The organism is Mucilaginibacter sp. Bleaf8 (assembly GCF_018390515.1).
Taxonomy (GTDB): domain Bacteria; phylum Bacteroidota; class Bacteroidia; order Sphingobacteriales; family Sphingobacteriaceae; genus Mucilaginibacter.
In genome coordinates this window covers 815,265-838,790 of the sequence record NZ_JAHBBK010000003.1, presented here as the reverse complement: position 1 = coordinate 838,790, position 23,526 = coordinate 815,265, and the positions used below count along the sequence as shown (strand labels likewise).

22 protein-coding genes are annotated in these 23,526 nt (G+C 43.6%); 4 read left to right on the top strand and 18 right to left on the bottom strand.

Annotated elements, in window-relative coordinates; all coding sequences use genetic code 11:
• Positions 1–2: 2 nt before the first annotated feature.
• Positions 3–623 carry a class I SAM-dependent methyltransferase gene (locus KHS38_RS17190; protein ID WP_213489770.1) on the top strand — a complete coding sequence of 207 codons (621 nt, stop codon included), beginning with the start codon at positions 3–5 and terminating at the stop codon, positions 621–623.
• Here KHS38_RS17190 and KHS38_RS17185 read toward each other — a convergent pair.
• The 4 genes from KHS38_RS17185 to KHS38_RS17170 form a co-directional block, all read right to left on the bottom strand.
• Positions 620–4,921: a hybrid sensor histidine kinase/response regulator gene (locus tag KHS38_RS17185; RefSeq protein ID WP_213489769.1), complete on the bottom strand. Its 4,302-nt coding sequence runs from the start codon at positions 4,919–4,921 to the stop codon at positions 620–622. The genes KHS38_RS17190 and KHS38_RS17185 overlap by 4 nt on opposite strands.
• A gap of 204 nt (positions 4,922–5,125) precedes the next feature.
• On the bottom strand, positions 5,126–5,815 hold the full coding sequence (locus tag KHS38_RS17180) for a response regulator transcription factor (RefSeq protein ID WP_213489768.1): 690 nt from the start codon (positions 5,813–5,815) through the stop codon (positions 5,126–5,128).
• A gap of 3 nt (positions 5,816–5,818) precedes the next feature.
• Positions 5,819–7,459 (bottom strand): sensor histidine kinase, encoded by a 1,641-nt coding sequence (locus tag KHS38_RS17175; RefSeq protein ID WP_213489767.1) that lies wholly within the window; start codon positions 7,457–7,459, stop codon positions 5,819–5,821.
• A gap of 10 nt (positions 7,460–7,469) precedes the next feature.
• On the bottom strand, positions 7,470–9,359 hold the full coding sequence (locus KHS38_RS17170) for a S9 family peptidase (protein WP_213489766.1): 1,890 nt from the start codon (positions 9,357–9,359) through the stop codon (positions 7,470–7,472).
• A gap of 155 nt (positions 9,360–9,514) precedes the next feature.
• Here KHS38_RS17170 and KHS38_RS17165 point away from each other — a divergent pair, with 155 nt between their 5' ends.
• Genes KHS38_RS17165 through rfbC form a run of 3 tightly spaced genes read left to right on the top strand, consistent with a single transcriptional unit; the run spans position 9,515 to position 12,207 of the window.
• The gene (locus KHS38_RS17165) at positions 9,515–11,335 is read left to right on the top strand and encodes a tetratricopeptide repeat protein (RefSeq protein WP_213489765.1); all 1,821 of its coding nucleotides are present in this window, start codon (positions 9,515–9,517) and stop codon (positions 11,333–11,335) included.
• 17 nt (positions 11,336–11,352) lie between these two features.
• Positions 11,353–11,652 (top strand): DUF4286 family protein, encoded by a 300-nt coding sequence (locus tag KHS38_RS17160; RefSeq protein ID WP_213489764.1) that lies wholly within the window; start codon positions 11,353–11,355, stop codon positions 11,650–11,652.
• Between the two features lie 6 nt (positions 11,653–11,658).
• Positions 11,659–12,207 (top strand): dTDP-4-dehydrorhamnose 3,5-epimerase, encoded by a 549-nt coding sequence (gene rfbC / locus KHS38_RS17155; RefSeq protein WP_213489763.1) that lies wholly within the window; start codon positions 11,659–11,661, stop codon positions 12,205–12,207.
• Positions 12,208–12,309: 102 nt separating this feature from the next.
• On the opposite strand, the gene KHS38_RS17150 is transcribed toward rfbC, so the two are convergent.
• The 14 genes from KHS38_RS17150 to KHS38_RS17085 all read right to left on the bottom strand — a co-directional run bounded on the left by KHS38_RS17150 (position 12,310) and on the right by KHS38_RS17085 (position 23,498).
• The gene (locus KHS38_RS17150) at positions 12,310–13,068 is read right to left on the bottom strand and encodes a metallophosphoesterase family protein (RefSeq protein ID WP_213489762.1); all 759 of its coding nucleotides are present in this window, start codon (positions 13,066–13,068) and stop codon (positions 12,310–12,312) included.
• Positions 13,069–13,163: 95 nt separating this feature from the next.
• A complete protein-coding gene (locus KHS38_RS17145; protein ID WP_213489761.1) occupies positions 13,164–13,973 on the bottom strand; it encodes an OmpA/MotB family protein in 810 nt (269 codons plus the stop codon).
• A 28-nt stretch (positions 13,974–14,001) separates the two neighbouring features.
• Positions 14,002–14,661 (bottom strand): DUF2461 domain-containing protein, encoded by a 660-nt coding sequence (locus KHS38_RS17140; protein WP_213489760.1) that lies wholly within the window; start codon positions 14,659–14,661, stop codon positions 14,002–14,004.
• Positions 14,648–15,046 carry a DUF983 domain-containing protein gene (locus tag KHS38_RS17135; protein WP_213489759.1) on the bottom strand — a complete coding sequence of 133 codons (399 nt, stop codon included), beginning with the start codon at positions 15,044–15,046 and terminating at the stop codon, positions 14,648–14,650. Before KHS38_RS17135 ends, KHS38_RS17140 begins: the two co-directional genes overlap by 14 nt.
• Positions 15,047–15,092: 46 nt before the next feature.
• Complete coding sequence (locus KHS38_RS17130; protein WP_213489758.1) at positions 15,093–15,368, bottom strand: CAMCR motif-containing small membrane protein; 276 nt, start codon at positions 15,366–15,368, stop codon at positions 15,093–15,095.
• Between the two features lie 29 nt (positions 15,369–15,397).
• Positions 15,398–15,976 carry a DUF420 domain-containing protein gene (locus tag KHS38_RS17125; RefSeq protein ID WP_249665443.1) on the bottom strand — a complete coding sequence of 193 codons (579 nt, stop codon included), beginning with the start codon at positions 15,974–15,976 and terminating at the stop codon, positions 15,398–15,400.
• 1 nt (position 15,977) lies between these two features.
• Positions 15,978–16,682, bottom strand: a complete 705-nt coding sequence (locus KHS38_RS17120) for an SCO family protein (RefSeq protein ID WP_213489757.1) — start codon at positions 16,680–16,682, stop codon at positions 15,978–15,980.
• The gene (locus tag KHS38_RS17115; protein ID WP_213489756.1) at positions 16,682–17,023 is read right to left on the bottom strand and encodes a cytochrome C oxidase subunit IV family protein; all 342 of its coding nucleotides are present in this window, start codon (positions 17,021–17,023) and stop codon (positions 16,682–16,684) included. Before KHS38_RS17115 ends, KHS38_RS17120 begins: the two co-directional genes overlap by 1 nt.
• A 21-nt stretch (positions 17,024–17,044) precedes the next feature.
• Complete coding sequence (locus KHS38_RS17110) at positions 17,045–17,761, bottom strand: cytochrome c oxidase subunit 3 (protein ID WP_213489755.1); 717 nt, start codon at positions 17,759–17,761, stop codon at positions 17,045–17,047.
• Positions 17,762–17,780: 19 nt separating this feature from the next.
• Positions 17,781–18,362, bottom strand: coding sequence for a cytochrome c oxidase subunit 3 (locus KHS38_RS17105; RefSeq protein ID WP_213489754.1), 582 nt, complete (start codon positions 18,360–18,362; stop codon positions 17,781–17,783).
• 3 nt (positions 18,363–18,365) lie between these two features.
• Positions 18,366–19,241 carry a heme o synthase gene (cyoE, locus tag KHS38_RS17100; protein ID WP_213489753.1) on the bottom strand — a complete coding sequence of 292 codons (876 nt, stop codon included), beginning with the start codon at positions 19,239–19,241 and terminating at the stop codon, positions 18,366–18,368.
• The gene (locus KHS38_RS17095; RefSeq protein WP_213489752.1) at positions 19,238–20,299 is read right to left on the bottom strand and encodes a COX15/CtaA family protein; all 1,062 of its coding nucleotides are present in this window, start codon (positions 20,297–20,299) and stop codon (positions 19,238–19,240) included. Before KHS38_RS17095 ends, cyoE begins: the two co-directional genes overlap by 4 nt.
• Positions 20,300–20,383: 84 nt before the next feature.
• Positions 20,384–22,270: a cytochrome c oxidase subunit I gene (locus tag KHS38_RS17090; RefSeq protein WP_213489751.1), complete on the bottom strand. Its 1,887-nt coding sequence runs from the start codon at positions 22,268–22,270 to the stop codon at positions 20,384–20,386.
• A gap of 16 nt (positions 22,271–22,286) precedes the next feature.
• Positions 22,287–23,498, bottom strand: a complete 1,212-nt coding sequence (locus KHS38_RS17085) for a cytochrome c oxidase subunit II (RefSeq protein ID WP_213489750.1) — start codon at positions 23,496–23,498, stop codon at positions 22,287–22,289.
• Positions 23,499–23,526: the final 28 nt, after the last annotated feature.

The window sequence follows — 23,526 nt, the reverse complement described above, 5'->3', positions numbered from 1 at the left end:
ATATGGCAGCCAATTATGACCGTACCGCCTGGTTTTACGACCGCCTGTCCCATCTTGTATTCGGCAAAAGCCAGGTAAACGCACAAAACCATTTTCTGCATCTCATTAAGCCCAATAGCCGCATTTTGATTGTGGGTGGCGGTACCGGGCAAATACTGGAAGCGCTAACCCAACATTATTCATCGGGCTTAGACATTACCTACGTAGAGATATCGGCCAAAATGATGTTACTATCGCGCAAGCGCAACATTGGCGGCAACCGGGTAAGCTTTGTTACGGATGATATCGGCAACGTCAAAAATGCGATTTCGTATGATGTAATCATCACCGCATTTCTGTTTGACAATTTTACAGATGAGGCACTACGTAAAACTTTCGGGCAACTGCACAACCAACTTCAACCAAATGGCTTATGGCTTAACACTGATTTTGAACTTACCGGGCCTTTTTGGCAAAGGCTGATGCTCAAAACCATGTATCGCTTTTTTAAGCTGCTCCAGGCCGTTGAGGTAAATAAGCTACCGCAAACAGACGCGGTATTTAAACAATATCAATATAGCTTAACGGCACAACAACACTTTTATGGCAAATTTATCAGCGCTAAAGCTTATACTAAAATTTAGTCAGGTTTAATTCTGGTCGCTTTATAAGCTGCTTCCAAAACATGCAGTAACACCTCCAGTTTAAGCGGCTTGGAGATATAATTATCCATACCGGCCCTGTAGCATTCCTGCTCATCTTCGGGCATGGCATTGGCCGTCATGGCTGCAATATAGGGTTGGCGGATATCAGCCTCCCGGCGAATAGCGCGGGTAGCTTCCAAACCATCCATTTCGGGCATCTGAATGTCCATTAAAATCACATCATGGCTGTTCTGCTTTACTATTTGTAATACCTCCAGGCCATTTACCACCATAACAGGCTCATACCCCAGCTTGGCCAAGATTCTACCTATCAGCTTTTGATTAATCGGATTATCCTCAGCTACCAACAACCTTAATGGAAACTCTTGTGCAAAAGCAACACTTAACAGTTGCTCGCGGATTTTCGGCTTTTCGGTATCAGTAGCCGCCAGGATATTTCGTTTCAAGGCATTTTGTACGGCTGTACTTAAATGGTGTAGCTTTACAGGCTTAATTAAAACGGAGTTGAATAAATCAGGATGCTTTTTACGTGTTTCATCACCAACAGAGCTAAGTAAAATCACCGGCATTTGCGAATGAGTGTGCTTCATGGTTTCGGCTAATTGAATTCCGTCCATTTCGGGCATTTGCATATCGGTGATAACCAGATCAAATACATGCCCTGCGTTAATTAAAAGCAAGGCTTCGTGAGCTGTTAATGCTGTTACTACCTGCATTTCCCATTGCTCGAGCTGTAGTTTTAAGATGCGCAGGTTGGTTTTATTGTCATCCACAATCAGTATCCGACGGCCTTTTACATCGGGCATGTCAAAAACCTGCGCCTGGCTTGGTTGCAGCACCGTACATTGTATAGAGAAACTGAACTTAGTACCTTTCCCTAACTGGCTTTCTACTTTAATTTGGCCACCCATCAGTTTAACCAAACGCTCGCTGATGGCCAGCCCCAGTCCGGTACCGCCATAACGCCGCGTGGTGGATGAATCAACCTGCGTAAAGGGCTTAAACAAGCCCGAAAGCCTGTCGGCCGGTATACCTATACCTGTATCGCTTATTACAAATTGGATAGCCTGCCGATTACCGTCTAACTCAAGTGGCATCACCTCCAGCAGTACCTCGCCCTGGTGGGTAAACTTAATGGCATTGCTCAGCAAGTTCATCAGTATCTGCCGCAGGCGCATGCTATCGCCCTTCAACAAATCGGGCACTTGCGGATCAATGTGGTATAGCAAATCCAAATTGCTTTCGGCTGCTTTTGCTGCAAACAAATCCAACACTTCTTCTACGCAGGTGTGCAGTTTAAATTCATGCGGATCCAGCTCCAGCTTGCCCGACTCTATTTTTGAAAAGTCGAGTATACCATTAATAATATTGAGCAAGGCCTCGCCGCTGTGTACAATAGTTTCGGCGTACTCATGCTGCTCGGTGGTAAGTTCCGTTTGGGCCAGTAGTGATGCCATCCCGATCACACCATTCATGGGCGTTCTGATCTCATGGCTCATGGTAGCCAAAAAAACGCTCTTGGCCTGATTTGCCCTCTCCGCCTCCGCCCTAGCCTGCTGCTCATGCAGGCGCTGCTCATGCAACTCTTCGTTTAAGGATTGCAGTTCTTCCGTTTGGGTCATGAGCTCTTCATTGACCGTTTGCAACTCCTCGGCCTGCGTCAACATTTCTTCAGACTGGCTCTGCAATTCCTCATTCAACGCATGCAAGTCATCGCTTTGCTTTTGTACCTGCCGGGTACGCTCGGCTACCAGCCTTTCCAATTCGTGCCGCTGTTGGTTCATTTTCCGCATCCGGTAACGATTTACCAGATAAATCAGGGCCAGTATCACCATAACAGCCAGCAACCGGAACCACCAGGTAAGCCAGAAAGGTGGCCGTACTTTGATGACAAGTGTTGTTTCTTTACCCCACACGCCTTCGTTATTAGCGGCTTTTACCCTGAACGTATAAGTACCCGGATCCAGATTGGTATAGGTTACAGAATGATGGGTACCAATAAAGTTCCAGTCGTCTTCAAAGCCATCCAGCATGTAAGCATACTGGTTTTCATGCGGCAGGGTATAATCCATGGCCGAAAAACGGATGGTGAATACACTTTGGCTGTGTTTTAAAGTAAGCTCAGAAATCTGGGTAATAGACTGTTGTAGCGGTGAGCCTTTGGTACCTGCCAATACTTTTTTATTGAACAGCTCAAAATCGGTAAGCCTTACTACCGGACGGCTTGCATTTACAGGAATTACCGCCGGGTTGAATGCATTGAAGCCGTTAATACCGCCCATATAAACCTCGCCCTGGCTGGATATAAGTCCGGCGTTCAAGCTGAATTCGTAGTTCTGAAGACCATTTTCCAATGTATAGTTTTTGAATTTATCCCGCTGCGGATCCAGCTGGCTAATGCCGTTATTAGTGCTAAGCCATAGTTTACCTTCCTTATCTTCAACTATACTATTGATGGTGTTATTGGGCAAACCATCCTGCGTGGTATAGCTGATAAAACGCCTGCTACGGGCATCAAACTTATTTAAGCCTCCACCCATGGTACCCACCCAAACAGTACCCTTTTTATCTCGGTGAATGTTATAAACGATATTGCTTGACAGCCCGCTGTTGCCTTTATTTAGCTGGCTGAACTTTCCGTTTTGCGGCTGGTATACACTTATGCCCCCGTTGTAAGTACCTATCCAGATACTGCCGTCGGTATGTTCATAAAAGCAACGTATCACATCGGATGCCAGGCTGTTTTCATCATAGTCCTTATCCGGATTACGGCGAAAACGGGTAACCAAACCAGTAACTCCATCAATCCGGTTAACCCCGCCAGCATTGGTACCCACCCATACATTCCGGTGCGAATCCTCAAAAATACTGTATACTTTATCATCACTCAATGAAGTAGCACCGTTGCCTGCAGTATAACGAATAAACGTATTGGTGCCCAGATCGAGCCGGTTAAGCCCGCCGAGGTAAGTACCTATCCATAGCGATTTACTGCTGCGGCTTTTAAGCAATGCCAAAACTGCGTTATTAGACAATGAATTACTATTGCCGGGTATGTTCTGGTAATGCGTAAAGGTGTTGGTCTTGGTGTTCAACAAATTCAATCCACCGCCATCGGTACCTACCCATATATTGCCATCGTTATTTTCGGCAAAGGAAGTTACCACACGGTAATTAAGCCCTTGCGCATTACCCTTTTGATAACGGTAACGATTAAACAGAGCCAGATTCCTATCATACTTACTGATGCCGCCCGAATAGGTTGACACCCAAACTATACCCAGATTATCCACATACACTGCCCGCACAGAGGCAAAAGACAGGCTACGGTCATCATCCGGATTGTTTACATAAGTGGTAAACGTACTATCGGCTTTATTATAGTAATCTAAACCGGCTTCGGTACCAATCCATAAGTTACCATTGCCTGCTTTAGTGATGGTGAAAGTAGCGTTGCTGCCTAAACTATAATAATGTGATGGTAAATTCCGGTAAGCAGTTACCTGCCCGGTGCTCTGATTGATGCTTCTTAATCCATCATGATCGGTTGCTATCCATAAATTTCCGTTGCCATCATCGGCCAGTGCATGTATATTGTGCAGGCCGGGGTTTTTATCATACTGGTAGCGTACAAACTTTTTGGTTTGTTTGTTATACAGATTGAGCCCGTTTTGCGTAGCTACCCAAATACGGTGCCGGCTATCCTGAACGATAGCGGTAATAGTATTGTTTGATATCGTACAGGAGTCGCGCTCATAACACTTGTACCTTATTGTCTTACCATTTTTGGGGTTAAAGAGATTAAGGTTGCGGTAGGTACCAACCCACAGGTTGCCATCATCATCGCCTTGTAAGGCCGTAATCTCATTATCACTTATCGAGTACTTGTCGCGGTTATTTTGATAATAATTAACAAAGGTTTCGGTTGCCCGGTTGTATAAGCTGAGGCCGCCATTGGTACCCACCCATATATTGCCTTTGCCATCCTGGTAAAGTGCGTTGATAAAATTGCCTGCTATGCTGCTTTTATCCCTGGCATTATTACGGTAAACAATAAATTTATAGCCGTCATAACGGTTCAAGCCATCTTCGGTACCAAACCACATAAAGCCGTAGCGGTCTTTCAAAATACAGTGAACCGTATTTTGCGACAGCCCGTTCTCGGTTGACAGGTGGGTAAATTTCAATTGCTGTGCATGCCCCGAAAAAGATAGTACAACAAAGAACAGCAGCAGCAAATACCGCATCCTATACAGATAAATTAAATTATTCAGCATGAAAAAATTGTGAACTGCCGGCCAGGGATCAAGGCTACGGCTTATAATTTTTGCAAAATTACAAATAATTACGCATTTGGCTTTATGGATAAGCAAAAGCCCCAGTTCATACCCGTTTACTGATTTTGAGTATAAAAAGTTACACGCTTACTTTCGGGCCAATTAAAGCAAAAGGCCGGTATCATGATAAATACCGGCCTTTTGTTATTCGTGAGCAAACTTATAACCTATGCCCCTTACTGTTTGCAGATATTGCGGCGAATCGGGATTGCTCTCGATTTTTTTGCGCAACCTTACAATATGCATATCCAGAGTCCGGGTATTTACATCGGTATTATAGCCCCAAACCTCCATCATCAGTTCTTCACGGTTGATGACCTTGTTCTTATTTTTCAGAAAATATAACAGGATACGGTTTTCCAGAATGGTCAGCTCAATTTTACGCCCGGCTTTTACCAGCAGGTGCGTATTGGGATGATGCTCCATATCCGCAAAGCGGTACACTTCTGACTTTTCACTATTCAGCGAAAACTTGATCTTGTTATCAATCATGGCCACCAGCACATCCATATTGAAAGGCTTAGTGATATAATCAGACACGCCAAAGTTATAAGCCTCAATCTTATCCACGTCTTGCGCTTTTGCCGTCATCATAATCACCAGCTTATCAAATCCTTTTTCGCGGATACTGGTACAAACTTCTGACCCTTGCTTACCCGGCAGCATCCAGTCCAGCAAAACAATATCAGGCTGATTTTCCAATATAATTTTTTCGGCATCGGTACCGTTTGCAGCTTCCAGCACCTTGTATCCTTCCGATTCCAGGCGCTCGGCTACTAAAAACCGCAGATTTTCATCATCCTCAACCAGTGCTATCTTGATCTCTTTATTCATGTTTCAGTTTTCGTAGGGTAGCGTAACTATAAACTCCGACCCTTCATTTACTTTGCTTTTTACCTGTATATCTCCGTTCATAAAGTTAGCCAGTTCTTTGCAAAATGCCAAGCCCAGGCCAACGCTGCCATTTTGGTTGTACTGGTTTTCAATACGGTAAAACTTCTTAAAAATATTATCTATTTCTTTATGCGGTATGCCTATTCCCTTATCCGCAAAAGAAAACACAATATAGTGTTTATCGTAGTAAATGCTAATAAACAGTTCTTTCTGATCGGGGTTTGAATATTTATAGGCATTCTCAATCAGGTTCTGAAAAATACTGCCCAGCAACACCGGATCGGTGTAAAAGCCGGCAACATCGTTTACCGCATAATTCAGCTTAAAGTCGGGATATTTGATACGGAAGGTATTGATATACTTCTGCACAAACTGCTCAATGTTTACTTCTTCTTTATTGATTTTAATGGAGCGATTCTCAATCTGGGTAAACGATAGCAGCTTGTTCATCAACTCGTTCAACTTGTCGGCCTCTTCGTCCAGTATTTTTCCGTAATGCTTACGCTGCCTTTCGCTGAGTTCGCCATCTCCCCGCAGGTTCGACCCGGCAATTTTGATAACGCTTACCGGCGTTTTAAACTCGTGGGTAAAGTTGTTAATAAAATCGTACTGCAGTTTAAAAAGCTTCAGGTTGGTATTCAGGTTACGATAAATAAGCCAGCCGATAATTACTAAGCATATATAGATCAATAACACAATGGCCCCTGTAGGCATAAAACGGCGATTGATCTCGGCGTTTAAGTGGTTACGGGCTGATTGGAAATAAAGCTTATAATCGGCAAAAGCACCGGGGAAAGCTACCTCTGTTATAATGGTATCCGCATCATCATTCAGCGGATCATACACCACCGGCCGGATAGCGATTTGCTGATAAAGTTCGGGCTGCGTGTTTTTAATGCGAATAGCAAACGGGTCGAGCATGAAGGTCATCATGTTCTGTTTGTAGAACACAGGCGATCCGCCGGTTTGCAGCATTTCGCGGTATATCTTCAGCTCCTCGCGCCGGGGTATGTTCAGATAGCTTATTTTGCTGGGCTTTACATCATAAAAGGTTTTATATATCTCGTCCTGTCCGGGTATGCGACTGGTATCGGCCTGGTTAATGTAGTTACTGAACTTGCCTGCCATATGCCTGAAATCATCACCAGGGTCGCCCATGATTTTAATGCCTTGTATGCGGCTTCGTTTAGGCTTAAACAGATACACCGATTTGTCGGATATGCTTAACCGCCTGTACTCCTGCGGCTGACCAGGCTGACTGCCAATAGCGATTTCATGAAAAACAATACGCTTTACAAAAGCATAATCCCGAAAAACGGAATCGGCATAATTAGCTGCTGATGCCGAATCCAAAAAGCCCTGGTAGGACGTAATCTCGGGAATACGGTTTTGAAAAAATTCGTTGTATGGTTTAATAGTTTGCTCCAGTACATCAATCTTTTTGGATGCGAACTCGCTTTCTACATATTTAGACGTCAGGTTGTAGGCAATTACCAAAGCCACCACCAGGGTAATGGAAATCAATACCAGGAAAGCCGCAATAAGCGAAAAGTTTTTCTGATAAACTGTTTTGGGCGCTTCCATAACTTGGGCCTTAAGGTTTAACCTTGAGGTTGTTGTCTAAAAACTTCTCTATTTCGGCATACATTTCCATACGGTTATGCTCGCTTCTGAAAAAAGTACGCTCGTTTTCTTTCAGCACATACTTAACCGGCACATTGCGTTTACGCAGCTCGCGCACAAACTGGTTGAGCTCGCTTATATTGGCACGCGGATCTTTAGCGCCCTGGAAAATCAGTAGCGGCTTGTTAATCTTATCGGCATGAAATACCGGCGATATGGCTCTTAGCTGACTGGCATCCGTTTCGGGGTTGCCCACCATTTCATAAGTCATTTGCAGGTAGGGTTTCACAAATGGCGGCGCATCTTTAATGTAGGTAAAAAAGTTGATGAGCCCATATTGTACAATAGCACAGTTATAGAGTTCAGGGTGAAATGACACGCCATACAAAGCCGAGAACCCGCCGAAACCGCCACCAAATAAGGCAACTTTTTTAGGGTCGGCAATTTTACGTGCTGTTAACCACTTTACGCCATCTTGTATATCGGTTTGAATTTTACCGCCTACCTGTTTAAAACCGGCACTGTAAAAAGCTTTGCCATAACCGGTTGATCCCCTGTAATTCATCTGAAAAACAGCATAGCCACGGTTGGCCAAAAACTGCACTTCGGCACTGTATCCCCAATAATTACGGTTCCAGGGACCGTTATGCGGCATTACCACCACCGGCAGGTTAACAGCCTTTTTCCCTTTCGGCAAGGTAAGATAGCCGTTGATAACCAAGCCGTCGGCCGCTTTGTAGGATACCGGCTGCATTGCACACAGCTCATCAGCGCCGATGCTGGAGTTGATATTACCCAATTGGCTCAATTTGCCGTTCTCACTTTCGTATAAATAAAAAGAGCCGGGGTTACGATCGGAGTAGGTGTTGATGATAAACTTTTTGCTGCTGCTATCCCGGTCTATAATTTTTATAACGCTGCCTTTCAGTTTCGATTTAAGATCGCTGTAAACATGACTGGCATTGCTATCCAGGTAATACTTATGCGGCTTGGCATCGTCCCAGCCTGCGTACTCTATAATATGCCGTTTTCGCGAATAGCCTACTTCCAGAATATCCGCCTTATCGGTAGTATAAATTACCCGCTCTTCCTTCCCTGTAGCAGCATTAATTTCCACCAGTGCTGTTTTATCGCGGTTTATGTTTGAAAGGGCATAGAAATTGGCACCCTTGCCGGTAAATGCGATAGGGCTAACCGAATTCTTAAAATTATTCTTGATGACGGGTTTAAACGGCGACTGCTCTGTAGGCCGGTACAGGATGGTATTATCCACCCCGTCTGATGCTTTAGCCAGACGGATCTTACCATCATCATCCGGAAACCATTCAGTGATATTACCCGGATTGGCGATGTACAATTCAAGCCTGCCGGTATTGATATTTAACTGGTACACATCAAATACGCCGGGGTTGCGCTTATTCATACTAACCGTAATAATATTGGGCTGTTGCGGATTACGGTTAAGCAAATGCAGCTTGACCTGGCTTTGGGTAATCAGGTTCCGCAGTTTAAGGGTATTTATATCAAGGGCATAAAGCTTAAACTGGTCGGTAGCTATCACATCCTGGCTAAACACCAGTTGGTTATTATAAGTCCAGAAGTAATCGCGTACGGGATAGTCGGTAAATGAGGTAACCCTTTGCTCCTTACCATCAGCTAATGATTGTACAAACAGGTTTTGCCTGTCCTGGTAAGGTTTCAGGTAAGATACGTATCTGCCGTCAGGCGATATTTTGAAGAAGCTTTTTTCTGGTGTCTTAAAGAAATCGCGTACGGGAATTTGCCGCACGGTTTCCTGCTTACATGAAAACAGCGCAAGCAGCAGTACAGGAACCAGTAAAAATTTAATGCGGTTTAACATGTTTATTACAAACGCCCGGTTATCAATTCAGGTCAAATTAGCTAATTTTCATTAAGCCGCAGGTAATGTCACTACAATTTTACCCGTTAGTTTAAGAACTAATGCCGCACGAAATTGCACATTATATTAAGTTTAATTGGTTATTTTTGAATAAAATGAAGTGCAGATTATTTTTGATTCTAATCGTTTGCCTGTTAGGCCTTACCCAAACGTTTGCCCAAAATAATGATTTGCAGCTTGCCTACCAGTATCGCACCAACGGCGAATTACAAAAAGCGTTTGATATTTACCAGAAGCTATACCGGCAAGACAATGAAACCTATTACCCCCAATACGTAACCAGCCTGCTTGATCTTAAAAAATTTGATGAGGCCGAAAGCATCACCAAGAAAGCCATGCGCAAGCACCCTGGCGATGCACTGTATGTGCTGAGCATGGGCCGCATATATACACAGCAAGGCCAGCCCGACAAGGCCAATCCGCTGTATGAGGAGCTGATTAAAAACCTGCAACCTGAACAAAATGCTATTGCCTCATTGGCTATGCAGTTTTACCGGAGTGATAATGCCGTGTATGCCATTAAAACCTTTGAGCAGGGGCGCAAAGTATTGCGTAACGACCGCTTATTTGGTAATGAACTGATTAGCCTGTACCGTTACAAACGCGATAAGGTAGCTTTAACTGAGGAGTACCTTAACTTTTTGCCCGAAAACCCGCTGTATCTTAACCAGGCACAAAATACGTTAGCCTCGTTATATGAAGGTGAGGCCGACTATGCTATGTTGCGCTCGGCTTTACTGAAACGCCTGCAAAAAGACCCGCAGCAAATTATATATACCAACCTGCTAACCTGGCAGTACCTGCAACAAAAAGAATACGACCAGGCACTTAACCAGGCGCTGGCTTTAAACCGCCGGCAAACCAACAACAATGGTAGCGATATTTTTGAACTGTGCCGCACACTGACCTCGAACGGTGCTTACGATGCAGCTATACGGGGATATGAATACCTGCTTACCAAAAATACCCGGCAGGATGAGCTGTACATCCCCTCAAAAATTGAACTCATCAATACCAAAAACTTAAAAATCACTGCCGGAAAATATGTGCAGGCCGATTTACTTAGCCTGGAGAAAGATTATATAGACCTGCTGAACGAATTTGGCCGAACCAGCAGCACTGCCTTTGCCATGCAAAAGCTGGCTAACCTGCAGGCCTACAAATTGCACAAGTTGCCCGAAGCACAAAAGCTGCTCGAAGAGGCCGTTGCCATCAGCGGGTTGCGCCCGCAATTACTGTCGGGCTGCAAGCTGGATTTGGGCGATGTGTACCTGATGAACCACCAGCCCTGGGAAGCTACGCTTACCTACAGCCAGGTTGAAAAGGCTTATCCGGGTACGCCCATGGCGCAGGATGCCAACTACCGCAATGCCAAGCTGGCCTACTATACCGGCGATTTTAGCTGGGCCAAAGGCCAGTTGGATGTACTGAAAGCGGCTACCTCCCAATTAATTGCCAATGATGCGCTTAACCTGTCGTTGCTGATAGCTGATAATACGCAATTGGATACCGCCGGCAAGGCGCTGAAAATGTATGCCCGTGCCGACCTGCTTATTTTTGCAGAACAGCCCGATAAAGCGTTACTTACTCTGGACAGTATTGATCAAAAGTATCCTGGCAATACGCTTACTGATGATATTATGATGGCTAAAGCGCGTATCTTTATTCAGCAAAAAAATTATGCCGGGGCAGTGGCTCCGCTTAAAAAGATTGCCGACGAACATAGCGGCGGACTCTGGGCCGATGATGCCGTATTTATGCTGGCTGATTTGTATGAGAACCAGCTGAATGATAAGGAAGCTGCCAAAACTTATTACCAAAAAATCATTACCGATTATCCGGGCAGTATATGGATCAATGAAGCCCGCAAGCATTTTAGAATATTGCGTGGCGACCAGCCCGATACCTCATCTTAATTTCTATTTTTGTAAGAATGATTATTTATAACGAAACCTTCGTGGTGGAAGAAGCCGTTCATCAGCAATGGCTGCAATGGATGAAAGAGGAACATATACCGGCGGTAATTAAAACCGGCTGCTTTGAATCTTACAAAATACTGGCGGTACTGGATTCGCCTAACGAAGGTGTTACTTACTGCATACAGTACCTTACGCCCGATATTAACCGTTACCAGGAGTTTGTAGCTCAATATGCCCAGCAGTTACACATACGGCATCACCAGCAGTTCGAAAATCGTTATGTTTTGTTTAACAGCCTGATGCAAGAATTATAAGCCCCCATGAACATTACCCAAACCGCCATTGAAGGCTTGCTGATTATAGAGCCGCGAATTTTCCCTGATGACAGGGGTTATTTTTACGAAAGCTACAACAAAATTAAGTTTAAGGAAGCTGGGATTGATGCCGAGTTTGTGCAAGACAACCAATCTTTTTCGCACAAGGGAGCGTTAAGAGGTCTGCACGGCCAGGCGCCACCGTTTGCGCAAGGTAAATTAGTACGCGTACTGCAAGGGCGTGTATTGGATATAGCGTTAGACATCCGCAAAAGCTCGCCAACCTACGGACAACATGTAACGGTTGAACTAACCGGCGATAACCATAAACAGCTTTGGATACCTCCCGGCTTTTTGCACGGCTTTGTAACCCTGGAAGATAACACCTTATTTACGTACAAGGTAACCAACTTTTACGATAAAGCTTCGGAAATAGGCGTGATCTGGAATGACCCTGCTATAGCTATTGGCTGGGGTGTAGATGAGCGCGACATTGTGCTTTCGGCCAAAGACCAGGTGTTGCCTGCTTTTGCCGATTTCAACAGCCCGTTTTAGTAAACTTCAGAAGCAAGAGCCGAGAAAGGCAGAATTAAAGTAGAGATTGTAATCTTAATTCCTGATTCTTAGCTCTTGTTTCTTATCTCTTGGCTCTTCCCTCTATACTCTTAAGTCCTTCGGCATACGGCCGTGTAGCAGGAATTGCGACCATTTTTCGCTGCCGTTTGCTTTTGCACTGGCCGATGCCTGCTGCCAGTTGTAAGTGCAGTGTACCTGCTCTATATTCATAGATTCACCATCTACCTGCACTATGGCATATTTAGCATGCGGCGTCATGGACTCCATGGCAAACCGGTGCTCGCCTGTACCCAAATAGGCGGGCAAGCCAACACTGCCGGGATTAAGAATAATCTTTCCGTTCGAAAGGTATATTACCCGGTTTACGTGCGAGTGCCCGCATAAAATGATGCGCTCCTGAATATGCTTCGTCTTCTCTACCAGCACATCATCATTATAAACAAATACGCCCTGGGCGGTTACTTCTTCCAGCAAATACGCGTCATCGCTTTCGGGCGTACCATGGCATACAAAGAATACCCCATCGCAGGTTGCCGTTTTAGGAAGGCCTTTTAGCCAATCGAGCGTTTGGTTTGATAATAAGGATTTCACCCGGTCCATATTTTCTTTGGCGGATGGCTTTTCAAAACTCTCCAATATCTCGCGGTCGGTATTGCCACTGATGCATAGCATCGGGTGCTGGCCTAGTATTCCGGCAGTTACCTCCGGCTCCAAGGCTCCAAATACATGATCGCCCAGATTAATGATCGTATCTATACTGCGTGTACTAATATCATTTAAAACCGCCTGTAAGGCCAATGAATTGCCGTGAATGTCGGAAATGATGGCGTAAGTTTTCATAGGGCTTAATTTAAAACAAAAGCCCTTTAGCTTGAAGCTAAAGGGCTTTTAAAGTTAGAAATTTATCTTATTCAATAATAAATCACCATTGCTGATTATTTATTATTAATCAGGTTATACAACTCGTCGAGCTTTGGCGTAAGCACAATCTCAATACGGCGGTTCTTAGCACGTGCTTCGGGAGTGTTAGCAGGATCAACCGGTTGGAACTCGCCTTTACCGGTAGCAGTTAAGCGTTGTGGCGCTACTTTTTCTACCTCGGTAAGGTAACGGGTAACTGATGTGGCACGCAGTACGCTCAAATCCCAGTTGTCTTTAATCTGGCCCAAGTTTACTACGCGCTGGTTATCCGTATGCCCTTCAACCGACATATTGATATCCGCTTCCTTGTTCATTACTTCGGCCAGCTGTTTCAATGCTTGCTTGCCTTTCTCATCAATCACGATACTGCCCGACGGGAAAAGCAGTTTATCGGTCAGGGATACATATACCTTACCGTTCCGGATATCAACGGTTAAGCCGCTTTGCTGAAAGCCTAATAAAGCCTTTTGCAGTTTATCGCGCAGGGCATTGGCTGCCTCATCACGTTTGCGCAGTATATCTTCTACCTCGCGCAGACGAGCCTCCCGTTTTTTCAAATCGCCCGAAAGCTGGTTAACCTGCGTAGAGCTTGCATTGTAGTTTTTATTTAAGGCATTGAAATTTTGCTGTAGCTCGGTCAACTCATGGTGTAAGCGGGCGGTATCTGCCTGTAAGCGGGCCAGCTCTTCTTCCAGATGAGAGGTACGGCTCTGCAGTGAATCGCGGCTTGCAACCAAGGCCTTGTATTGTTTAGGCGAAAGCACCTTACAGGAGTGCAGCATCATAAACAGCACCGATGCCAGTAAAAGGTATTTTATTTTCATGATGGGTAATTAGGGTATTGTGTTAATTTTAGTTGATGGCGTTGTTCAAAAATACGTTGAGCGGTTGTATTTTACTGCAAAGCTTGGCTATTTTTTTAACGGCATCGGGTGCGGTAAGTTCATCGTCGGTCAGGTCGCGGTAGGCTATAAAGCTTTTTAGCTTTAGCAATTCAATGTGCTCGTTATCGGCATCATAACCCTTAGGCAGGGTTTTAAGTTTTTCCTGATCTCTGAACGCACCAAACAGCTTTTTAAATTCTGGTGTGTCAACAACGGCGATGAGATCTGCAGCGTTGTAATCAATCTCCTGCCTTATCGCTTTGAGGTGCTCATTCTCGGGCATCCAGTAACCTCCTGCAATGAAAGATTTACCGGGCTCTATCTGCAGCCAGTATCCTATCTCGCGTACTTTATTACTAGTAAGCCTGCCTATAGCCATATTAGTTTTATAAGGCGTTTTATCCTTGCTGAAACGAACATCGCGGTAAATACGCATCACGCATTTCTTCGGGTCAAGATCGGCATTTACGCTTGGATCAAGCTTACTTAATGCCTGTATCAGCTCGCGCGCAAAACCGGTTACATTTTCATGCGCAGCGTCAAACCTTTCTTTATTGGCCTGGAACCATTCGCGGGTATTGTTCTCTGCCAAATCGTGTAAAAATCGCAGGGTATCAGTTTGTATCATCCGTATCTAAATGTGGCTGGTAGTGTACCTTAGGCGATAACCAATACAGCAGTACTACCCTTGAGTAACGATAATTGAATGGTGCAAGTATAAAACATCCGCCCAAAATGATAAGCAAATATAACCACGGCGACTCCAAATTACCGGTTAGCACATAGGTGGCCACTGCCAAGGATACTGCCTGTGCAACATTTAAAGCATAACTTACATACATAGCCGCATAAAAGTAGCCGGGTTCAATCTCGAAATGAAAACCGCAACGAGGGCAGTGTTCATTCATTTTGTTGCCCCCTATACTGTAAGTGCCACCAGGAAACATATCCCCTCTGCGACATTTGGGGCATTTGGCCAGGGCCATAGCTTTAAACTTGGATGTTTTTGCCATTATCTATTATTAAAAAAGCACCCGCAGGTGTGGGGTGCTTGTCTTTTTAGTTTAAGTGAAAGTTCTCTTTGTGCATATTGATCTCCACATCTTTACGCCGGTACTTTTTGTACCATATAAACCCTACCGCTGCTACGGCCAGGTAAGGGCAAGCCAGCAAAAACAGTATGCCATTGTTCAATCCGCGGGTGGTTGTGTTGCCGTTCTTAACGCCGGCCTCGGCATTAGCAGTACACATAGCACACTGGGCCTTAACAGGCTGCACACTTAATATCATTAAAGCAGCTACAAAGCTGAATGCTAATAATTTTAATGTTTTCATTCGTTTACAAAGTTACCTATAAACATTCACTAAAAATTGTAATAAGGCGAAATCATTACGTAAACAATTACCCCGGTAACCGTTACATACAGCCAGATAGGAAACGTCCATCTTACCAGTTTGCGGTGTTTTTCGACTTGCATTTGTAAGCCGCGGTAAAAGCTGAGTAATATTAACGGTAAAACACCTGCAGCCAGTATAATGTGTGTAATTAATATCAAATAGTATACATAGCGCACATTCCCGGCAGCCAGTTTCTCTGTTTCGGTCACTACACCATTGCTATCCAAGTCTCCATATCTTGTTTCGGGCGCTAACCAGTGGAACGCAATGTAAGATACCAGAAACAAAGACGATAAAATAAACGCAAGTATGTTGGTGCGTTTATGTAATGCCACCTTGCCGTGCCTGATGAAGTACAGTGAAACCAGCAGCAACACACTGCAGGTGCCATTGAAAATAGCATTAAGCTTAGGTAAAAAGTATAGCAAACCTGCAGGCACTTCGGGCTTAGGTAAAACCTTCATGCTCAGTATCACTACTACGGCAAAAACGAATATGGATAAGCCGGTTACAAAACGGAATATCAGTTTATCGGAAATGTTCATGTTATAAATCAGGGGCTTTAATTTTACGCAACTCTTCGGCTATCTGCACTTTTATCTCATCATTCAGGCGGTTTACTTCAGGTACTGAGGTACCGGAGTAGTACCCGCGAACGCGCTTCTCCTGGTCAATCAGTATCAGCTTATCACTATATACAAAATTATCCTTATCCAGCTGTACAGCATTCACTAAAAAGCCTTTTCGTGCCAGATTGTAAATGCTCGTTGTATCACCAGTCAGGAACTGCCATTTATCAGCCGGCAATTTGTACTTAGCAGCGTATGCCTTTAGTGTATTCACGTCGTCACGTTGCGGGTCTACAGTTATGGATACAAACTTAACCATACGGTTTTTGCGATAGGTATCGGCCAAAAAATGCAGGTTCTTGTTCATTTCATTACATACCGTCGGGCAATTGGTGTAAAAGAAATTGACGATAAAAATATTACCTGTAAAGTTCTTTAGTGATACCGGCTCGCCGTTTTGGTTGACAAGGTTAAAATCACTTAGCTTATGGTAAATAGTATCGGGTATGTAATTACCATGGTGGCTGTGCCCTGTTTTAGCAACCTCTTTAGGCCCGTAAAACGGCAGTGGTTTATAGCGATTCTTCCCTTTTACGGTAAGTAAATAATATAAAAATCCTGGTACTGCTAAGATGAGCACCAGGATTACAATCTTTTTTAAAGAAACTGAAAATCTATTCATTATCCCCTTAAATCCACCCAATGATTACTTTCGTTGGTAAGTACTAAAATTAAGCCGATAATGAAAATAATTGGAATAACCAGTGTATATACTAAGCCTGCCTTCTCAAACTTCAAGTGCATAAAGAATGCTACTATATAAAACGCTTTCAGAAGAGTAAGTAAGATATATACGGGGTTAGCTATGCGAAGACTTAAACCGTGAGGTACTGCAATCAATGCTATAGCAAACTCAAGAACTGTGATAGCGAGTAAGTATATGAATACCCTTACAATTCTGCCGCGTGTCATAGTATCATGCTCCGCATGATCATGATGTTCTGTATGTTTTTCTGATGACATAATTAAATCAGTTTTTTAAATTTATACTAAATAGAAAAAGGTAAATACAAACACCCAAACTAAGTCTACAAAGTGCCAGTATAAGCCTACTTTTTCAACCATCAGATAGCTACCGCGTCTGTCATAAGTACCGGCCAGTACGTTGATCAGGATAATGATATTAATGATTACACCGCTGAATACGTGGAAACCGTGGAAACCAGTAATGGTGAAGAATAGGTTAGCGAACTGTTGGGTATAAGTAGTAGAAGGTGTTTGACCTTCATGAAAGTACTCTTTAATTTCATGAGGAATATGCCCCCAGCCAAAGCCTTCGTGGAACAAGTGATTCCATTCCAAAGCCTGGCAACCCAAAAACAAAAAGCCGCCAATGATGGTAAGCACCATCCACATAGCTACTTCCTTACGAGCACCACGATGGCCGGCTTCAACACCTAACACCATAGTTACCGAACTCAAAATCAAAATAAAGGTCATGATACCCACAAACACTAATGGAGCGCCATGCTCAATCATGCCGGGAACTGACTGGAATACTAAGTCGGCAGCTGGCCAGCTGCTTGAGCTGAAACGTAAAGCGCCGTAGGCAATTAATAGGGATGAAAAAGTAAACGCATCTGATAACAGGAAAAACCACATCATCATTTTACCGTATTCTACCGAAAACGGAGAACGTCCGCCAGACCATGGCGTTGATTTCACTTCATCAATAGGTGATGTTACCGCTGTTGTACTCATTTGTACTTAAAATAGATTGTTAATTCTGGTTCAAAAGTAAAAAAACATAGAGATAAATCCATATAATATCGACAAAATGCCAAAAAATAGAACTCATCTCCATCCGGAACAAATTCAAAACCTGAGGGGTATTCCGGTAGGTTCCCACCAGGCTTATTATCAATAACACCAAACCTGCCAAAATGTGTAGCAGGTGCATGCCCGAAAATACATAAATAAAAGATTGCGACGCGTTAGGGTTGCTAAAGTACACTCCCATACGGTAAGTAAGTATATACCAGCCGTAAATCTGGGCGATGAAAAAGCCGACACCTAACAAGAAGGTAATCCACAAAAACAGGCGCTGCTTACCGAACTGCAGATTCTTAGCAGCTTTTGATGCCAGGAACATGGTAACACTACTTAACACAATTATTGCCGTGCTGAACATAAACGCATCTGGCAATATCACATTCAATGCGTGCCCTTTGCCACCGCTGTAAACGATAAAACCACTGCTGAGCGCCGCAAAGAACATAAACGATGTGAATATAAATACCCACATGTTGAAACGCTTGGGCGTTAGATTGAGCTTATTTTTTTCTTGCTGTATCTGAGCCATAAATTACTTTCCTACAAAATCAAATAAAAACATTAACTGCACTATCGGTAAATACAAAAAAGAACCGAACATGAGCTGGCGCGCTGCTTTAATTTCACGCGTACGCATCAGCATAAAAGCCTGATATAAAAACACGAGGCTGCACACAAGCGATACGCCGCCCAAGTAATAGCCTCCGTACTTATAAATAGTAGGCAGCAAGCTTACAGGTAACAATACCAGTGTAAATACAAAAGTGATTACTGAACTTACCACATCTCGCCTTCCGGTTGGCAACAAACGGAAACCTGCCAGCTTGTAATCATCATCCAATACCCAGGCAATAGCCCAAAAGTGAGGGAACTGCCAGATGAACTGGATAAAGAATACGATTAAAGCAATATGATCAAGCTTGGGATGTGCCGCGATGTAACCAATCATGGTAGGCAGCGCACCCGGTATTGCACCTACAAAAACCGATATAGGCGACTTTTGCTTCAATGGCGTATACACAAACGCATACAGGATGATGGCAAATATGGATAAAAAGCCGGTGAACAAGTTCAAGCTGCCTAACAGGTAAGTACCACTGAAACCCATAAACAGGCTTAAAATCAGTGCCTGTCCGTTGGTCATGCGTCCGGCCGGTAAAGGACGATCTGCAGTGCGCTTCATTAAGCGGTCTAAATCCTTCTCTATAATTTCGTTAAACCCGTTCGCAGCACCTGTTATCAAGAAGCCGCCCACGATTAGCTTGATCCAGTTCACCCAGTTAATTGCTTCCTGGGAACCTTCAATAACGTTTACCTTGCTGCCGATCAGAAAGCTGATGGATGCCGAGAAAACAACTAAAAAAGTAAGCCGAAACTTGATCAGCTTAATTAAATCTTTCCAGATCATCTGCGCGCCTCCATATAATTAGCTGAACGGAACAAATTGAGTAATAAGTAAAATTGAGCGCCAAAAATTAAGCTAGCCAGTACGATGTGCGATGCCTGTGCAAATGGTGGCAGCGCAAAATAGGATAACGCTATACCCGTACCTATTTGTAACATGATCATCAAAAACACAAAACTCATTAACTGCTGATGTATGGAATGCCGACTAAAGCTTTTACGGATAAGTGCATATAACATCACATTAAGCACAAGCACTAACAGAGCCGAATCGCGGTGGCCGCTGAAAATCTCTCCTGCTCTTTCTACCCACTGCCCCCGCTCCTGCCCCTGAAAATGACCGGCAACAGCATCTATCTTTTCACGCACTTCAGTCCCTAATGTTATCTGTACAATGCTCAATACAGTAACAATAACTGTGAGTATAGTAATAAATGATTTAACCTTAAGACTTGCTTTGCCAATTACTTTTGCCGCGTGATAGGTGTATATAGCCAAAGCTAGTATCACTAATGCAAGTAACATGTGTACAGTAACTATCCAGGCAACCAAGTTAGTGGAAACAACGATCGAGCCCAACCAGGCTTGAAAAGCTACCAGTACAAGATTAAAAATGCTTAAGACTGGTATCCAAACATTTTCTTTACGATAGCTCCAGGAATAAATTGCCGTTAGTAAAAGAAACAGTCCTGAAAGGGCGCCAATCAACCGGTTGATATATTCTGTCCAGGTACGAGTGGCATTGAACTCCTCAGGTAAAAGGATGGATTTATCCTGGCGTATGCGGTTAGCTAAATCGCTGTAGCCAAATACGTCCAAAGTTTTAGCAAATCGCTGATTCTTTGCGGTACGCTTTGCTACATAAGCATCTTTATAGTTAGCTGGCAACTCAGATGCATCTGTAGGAGGTATATAACGACCAAAACACTTAGGCCAGTCAGGGCATCCCATTCCTGAACCGCTGCTACGTACAACTCCCCCCGCCAGTATCAAAACAAATAACAAAACAATGGTGATAAGGTTAATCTTCCGAAAGTTTGCTTTTGCTGTTGTTATACTCATGTACTCGTATTAAAAATTTAGGGTATCTGTTTTTGGAAATACTTTCCGGTACAGATACCCTAAACGATCAGATCAGAAAGAAGATTATTTTACCTCTTCATTTGACTTTTGGGTATTCACCCAGTTTTTATGCTCTTCCAAACCAACAGGATTGTCTTCGAAATCATGCGGAAGGTTTGAAGTTAATGTTTGAGAGAACGGTATATGCTGTGGAATGAAATCCGTATCAGCACCAGGTTTGCTATAATCATATGGCCAACGGTATACAGTCGGGATTTCGCCTGGCCAGTTACCGTGGATATGCTCAACCGGCGTTGTCCATTCCAGTGTGTTAGACTCCCATGGATTCTCAGTAGCTTTTTTACCGAAGAACATTGAATAAAAGAAGTTAACCAGGAACGCTACTTGCGCCAGTGCCGACATGATAGCCGCCCAGGTAACAAATGTGTTTACTGATACCCATTGTTTCAACGATTCAATCTCGGTGAATGAATAGTAACGACGAGGTACGCCATCCAGACCCATGAAGTGCATTGGGAAGAATACCAGGTAAGCACCGATGAATGTTAACCAGAAGTGCAGGTAACCTAATTTTTCGCCAATCATACGACCGAACATTTTAGGGAACCAGTGGTAAACACCAGCCAACATACCAAAGATAGCCGCCGAACCCATTACCAAGTGGAAGTGAGCTACAACGAAGTACGTATCGTGTAAGTTGATATCTAAAGTAGCGTTACCCAGGAAAATACCTGTTAAACCACCAGAGATGAAGAACGATACGAAACCGATAGAGAACAACATAGCTGGTGTGAAACGGATATTACCGCGCCACAAGGTAGCCAGCCAGTTAAATGTTTTTACTGCCGATGGTACCGCAATGATCAGCGTGGTAATCATGAACACACCGCCCAGGAACGGGTTCATACCCGTAACGAACATATGGTGACCCCATACGATAAATGATAATACCGTAATACCAATTAATGAGTAAACCATTGCATGGTAACCGAAGATTGGTTTACGTGAGTTGGTTGCCATTACCTCAGATACCAGACCCATTGCAGGCATGATAACGATGTACACCTCAGGGTGACCCAAGAACCAGAATAAGTGCTGGAATAAAATCGGGCTACCACCTTCGGCCGATAATTGCTGACCATTGATAACGATATCTGACAAATAGAAGCTGGTACCAAAGCTACGGTCAAAAATCAGTAACACCACACCTGCAACTAATACAGGGAATGCTAACAAACCTAAAACAGCAGTAAGGAAGAATGCCCAGATAGTTAACGGCATTTTCCACAGGTCCATACCTTTAGTACGCATGTTTAACACAGTACTGATATAGTTGATACCACCCATCAGCTGAGAAGCGATGAAAAATACCATACTGATTAACCACAAGGTCATACCCTCGCCAGAGCCCGGCATTGCTTTTGGCAATGCTGAAAGTGGCGGATAGATAGTCCATCCCGGACCTGCAGGACCTTTTTGTACGAAGAAAGAGCTCATCATGATCACGCTGGCAATAAAGAAGAACCAGTATGAAAGCATGTTCATGAATGGCGAAGCCATATCACGTGCACCTAATTGGTAAGGAATTAATAAGTTACTGAACGTACCACTCAAACCAGCGGTTAACACAAAGAATACCATGATGGTACCGTGAATGGTAACCAACGACAAATAAAAGTTGGTATCTAAACGGCCACCCGGTGCAAAGCGACCTAATAAGGTTTCCAGCAAAGGAAATGCTTTATCCGGATATGCTAATTGAATACGGAACAGGATAGAAAGGATCATGGCAATAACCGCCATGATGATACCCGTAATCAAAAACTGACGGGCAATCATTTTGTGATCCTGACTAAATATGTATTTGGTCAGGAAAGTTTCGTTATGATGATGTTCGTGATCGTGATCATGATGCGCAACTCCGTGACCCTGAACTGTTAATGTTGACATAATCGCTAATCTTGAATTAATTGTTAGAAGCTAAACTATTTTGTAATTGGCTTTTTTGATAAAGCGGGTTATCAGCCAGCTTCAAATCTTTTTTCAGTTGCTCGCTCAAATATGGTTTTTGACGTAATAACCAATTTTGATACTCAGCCTGAGTAACTACCATTACAATCTTCTGCATGTTAAAGTGGTTACCACCGCAAATTTTATTACAATAAAGGTGATAATTGAAGTCAGGTTGATCTAACCGGGTACGCATTTCAGCAGTGGTGATGGTTGGCGTAAACTTAAAGTAAGTTGGTAAACCTGGTACTGCGTTCATTTGTAAACGGAAGTTTGGCATGTAAACACTATGAATTACGTCCTGCGCAATAATGTTCAAACGAACAGACTTGTTGACAGGCAACATCAGTGTATCAGCTTTCAAGTCATCAAAGCTGTGTTTATCTTTGAAGTTAACGCCTACGATGTTACTACCGTTAGCTAACTTGTAATCTTTTGTACCTAATTTACCATCACGACCAGGGTAGCGAAGCTCCCAGGCAAACTGATGACCGGTAACATCAATATCAATTGAAGCAGGTTCGCCTTTAGCATCAACCGAGTTGGTAATTTTTCTCCAGGCAAAGAAACCGAATACAACCAAAATGGTAAGCACTACTGCAGGAACAACGGTCCAGATTTTCTCAATCGTGTTATTATGCGGCAGGTAATAAGCTTTACGGGTTTTAGACTCACGGTATTTGAATACGAAACCGAATAACAGAATCTGGGTTGCAACAAATACGATAAATGTAATAACTACTGTAGTCCAGAACATGTTGTCCATGGTAACACCATGCACAGATGCCGGTTCAGGTAATATCATGCTGCCATGAACAGTAAATGAATAGGCAACACCAATCGCTCCTAATATCAGGAACAGCAGGAAACCTACTGCCATGATGTTATTCCAGTTTACACCTTTTTTACCCTGCATTTGCAGTGTAAGATCGTACACACGGAAAATTTTACCAATAATGGCTACAACAACGCAGGCAATTAGAAATAAAACCACGTAGTAACCTACGCTGAGCCACATGCCCGCTTTTTGGGCTGAAGTATCGCCTGTACCTGTTGCAGTAGCATTTGATGATGCTTCTTGTGCAAACAAAAGGTTGGTACCCAGCAGCATCAAAACAGCAAACAGCGTTAAGAACTTTTTATATTTAATTAAATTTTTGAATCCCATTGTATCAGTTATTTCGGTATTCTATTGA

Coding starts and splice junctions, on each gene's coding strand:
- KHS38_RS17175 (WP_213489767.1), bottom strand. CDS start 7,459: ATGGAAGCGCCCAAAACAGTTTATCAGAAAAACTTTTCGCTTATTGCG.
- KHS38_RS17165 (WP_213489765.1), top strand. CDS start 9,515: ATGAAGTGCAGATTATTTTTGATTCTAATCGTTTGCCTGTTAGGCCTT.
- rfbC (WP_213489763.1), top strand. CDS start 11,659: ATGAACATTACCCAAACCGCCATTGAAGGCTTGCTGATTATAGAGCCG.
- KHS38_RS17090 (WP_213489751.1), bottom strand. CDS start 22,270: ATGTCAACATTAACAGTTCAGGGTCACGGAGTTGCGCATCATGATCAC.
- KHS38_RS17185 (WP_213489769.1), bottom strand. CDS start 4,921: ATGCTGAATAATTTAATTTATCTGTATAGGATGCGGTATTTGCTGCTG.
- KHS38_RS17095 (WP_213489752.1), bottom strand. CDS start 20,299: ATGAGTATAACAACAGCAAAAGCAAACTTTCGGAAGATTAACCTTATC.
- cyoE (WP_213489753.1), bottom strand. CDS start 19,241: ATGATCTGGAAAGATTTAATTAAGCTGATCAAGTTTCGGCTTACTTTT.
- KHS38_RS17190 (WP_213489770.1), top strand. CDS start 3: ATGGCAGCCAATTATGACCGTACCGCCTGGTTTTACGACCGCCTGTCC.
- KHS38_RS17150 (WP_213489762.1), bottom strand. CDS start 13,068: ATGAAAACTTACGCCATCATTTCCGACATTCACGGCAATTCATTGGCC.
- KHS38_RS17170 (WP_213489766.1), bottom strand. CDS start 9,359: ATGTTAAACCGCATTAAATTTTTACTGGTTCCTGTACTGCTGCTTGCG.
- KHS38_RS17180 (WP_213489768.1), bottom strand. CDS start 5,815: ATGAATAAAGAGATCAAGATAGCACTGGTTGAGGATGATGAAAATCTG.
- KHS38_RS17135 (WP_213489759.1), bottom strand. CDS start 15,046: ATGGCAAAAACATCCAAGTTTAAAGCTATGGCCCTGGCCAAATGCCCC.
- KHS38_RS17145 (WP_213489761.1), bottom strand. CDS start 13,973: ATGAAAATAAAATACCTTTTACTGGCATCGGTGCTGTTTATGATGCTG.
- KHS38_RS17110 (WP_213489755.1), bottom strand. CDS start 17,761: ATGAGTACAACAGCGGTAACATCACCTATTGATGAAGTGAAATCAACG.
- KHS38_RS17160 (WP_213489764.1), top strand. CDS start 11,353: ATGATTATTTATAACGAAACCTTCGTGGTGGAAGAAGCCGTTCATCAG.
- KHS38_RS17125 (WP_249665443.1), bottom strand. CDS start 15,976: ATGAACATTTCCGATAAACTGATATTCCGTTTTGTAACCGGCTTATCC.
- KHS38_RS17105 (WP_213489754.1), bottom strand. CDS start 18,362: ATGGCTCAGATACAGCAAGAAAAAAATAAGCTCAATCTAACGCCCAAG.
- KHS38_RS17120 (WP_213489757.1), bottom strand. CDS start 16,682: ATGAATAGATTTTCAGTTTCTTTAAAAAAGATTGTAATCCTGGTGCTC.
- KHS38_RS17140 (WP_213489760.1), bottom strand. CDS start 14,661: ATGATACAAACTGATACCCTGCGATTTTTACACGATTTGGCAGAGAAC.
- KHS38_RS17130 (WP_213489758.1), bottom strand. CDS start 15,368: ATGAAAACATTAAAATTATTAGCATTCAGCTTTGTAGCTGCTTTAATG.
- KHS38_RS17085 (WP_213489750.1), bottom strand. CDS start 23,498: ATGGGATTCAAAAATTTAATTAAATATAAAAAGTTCTTAACGCTGTTT.
- KHS38_RS17115 (WP_213489756.1), bottom strand. CDS start 17,023: ATGTCATCAGAAAAACATACAGAACATCATGATCATGCGGAGCATGAT.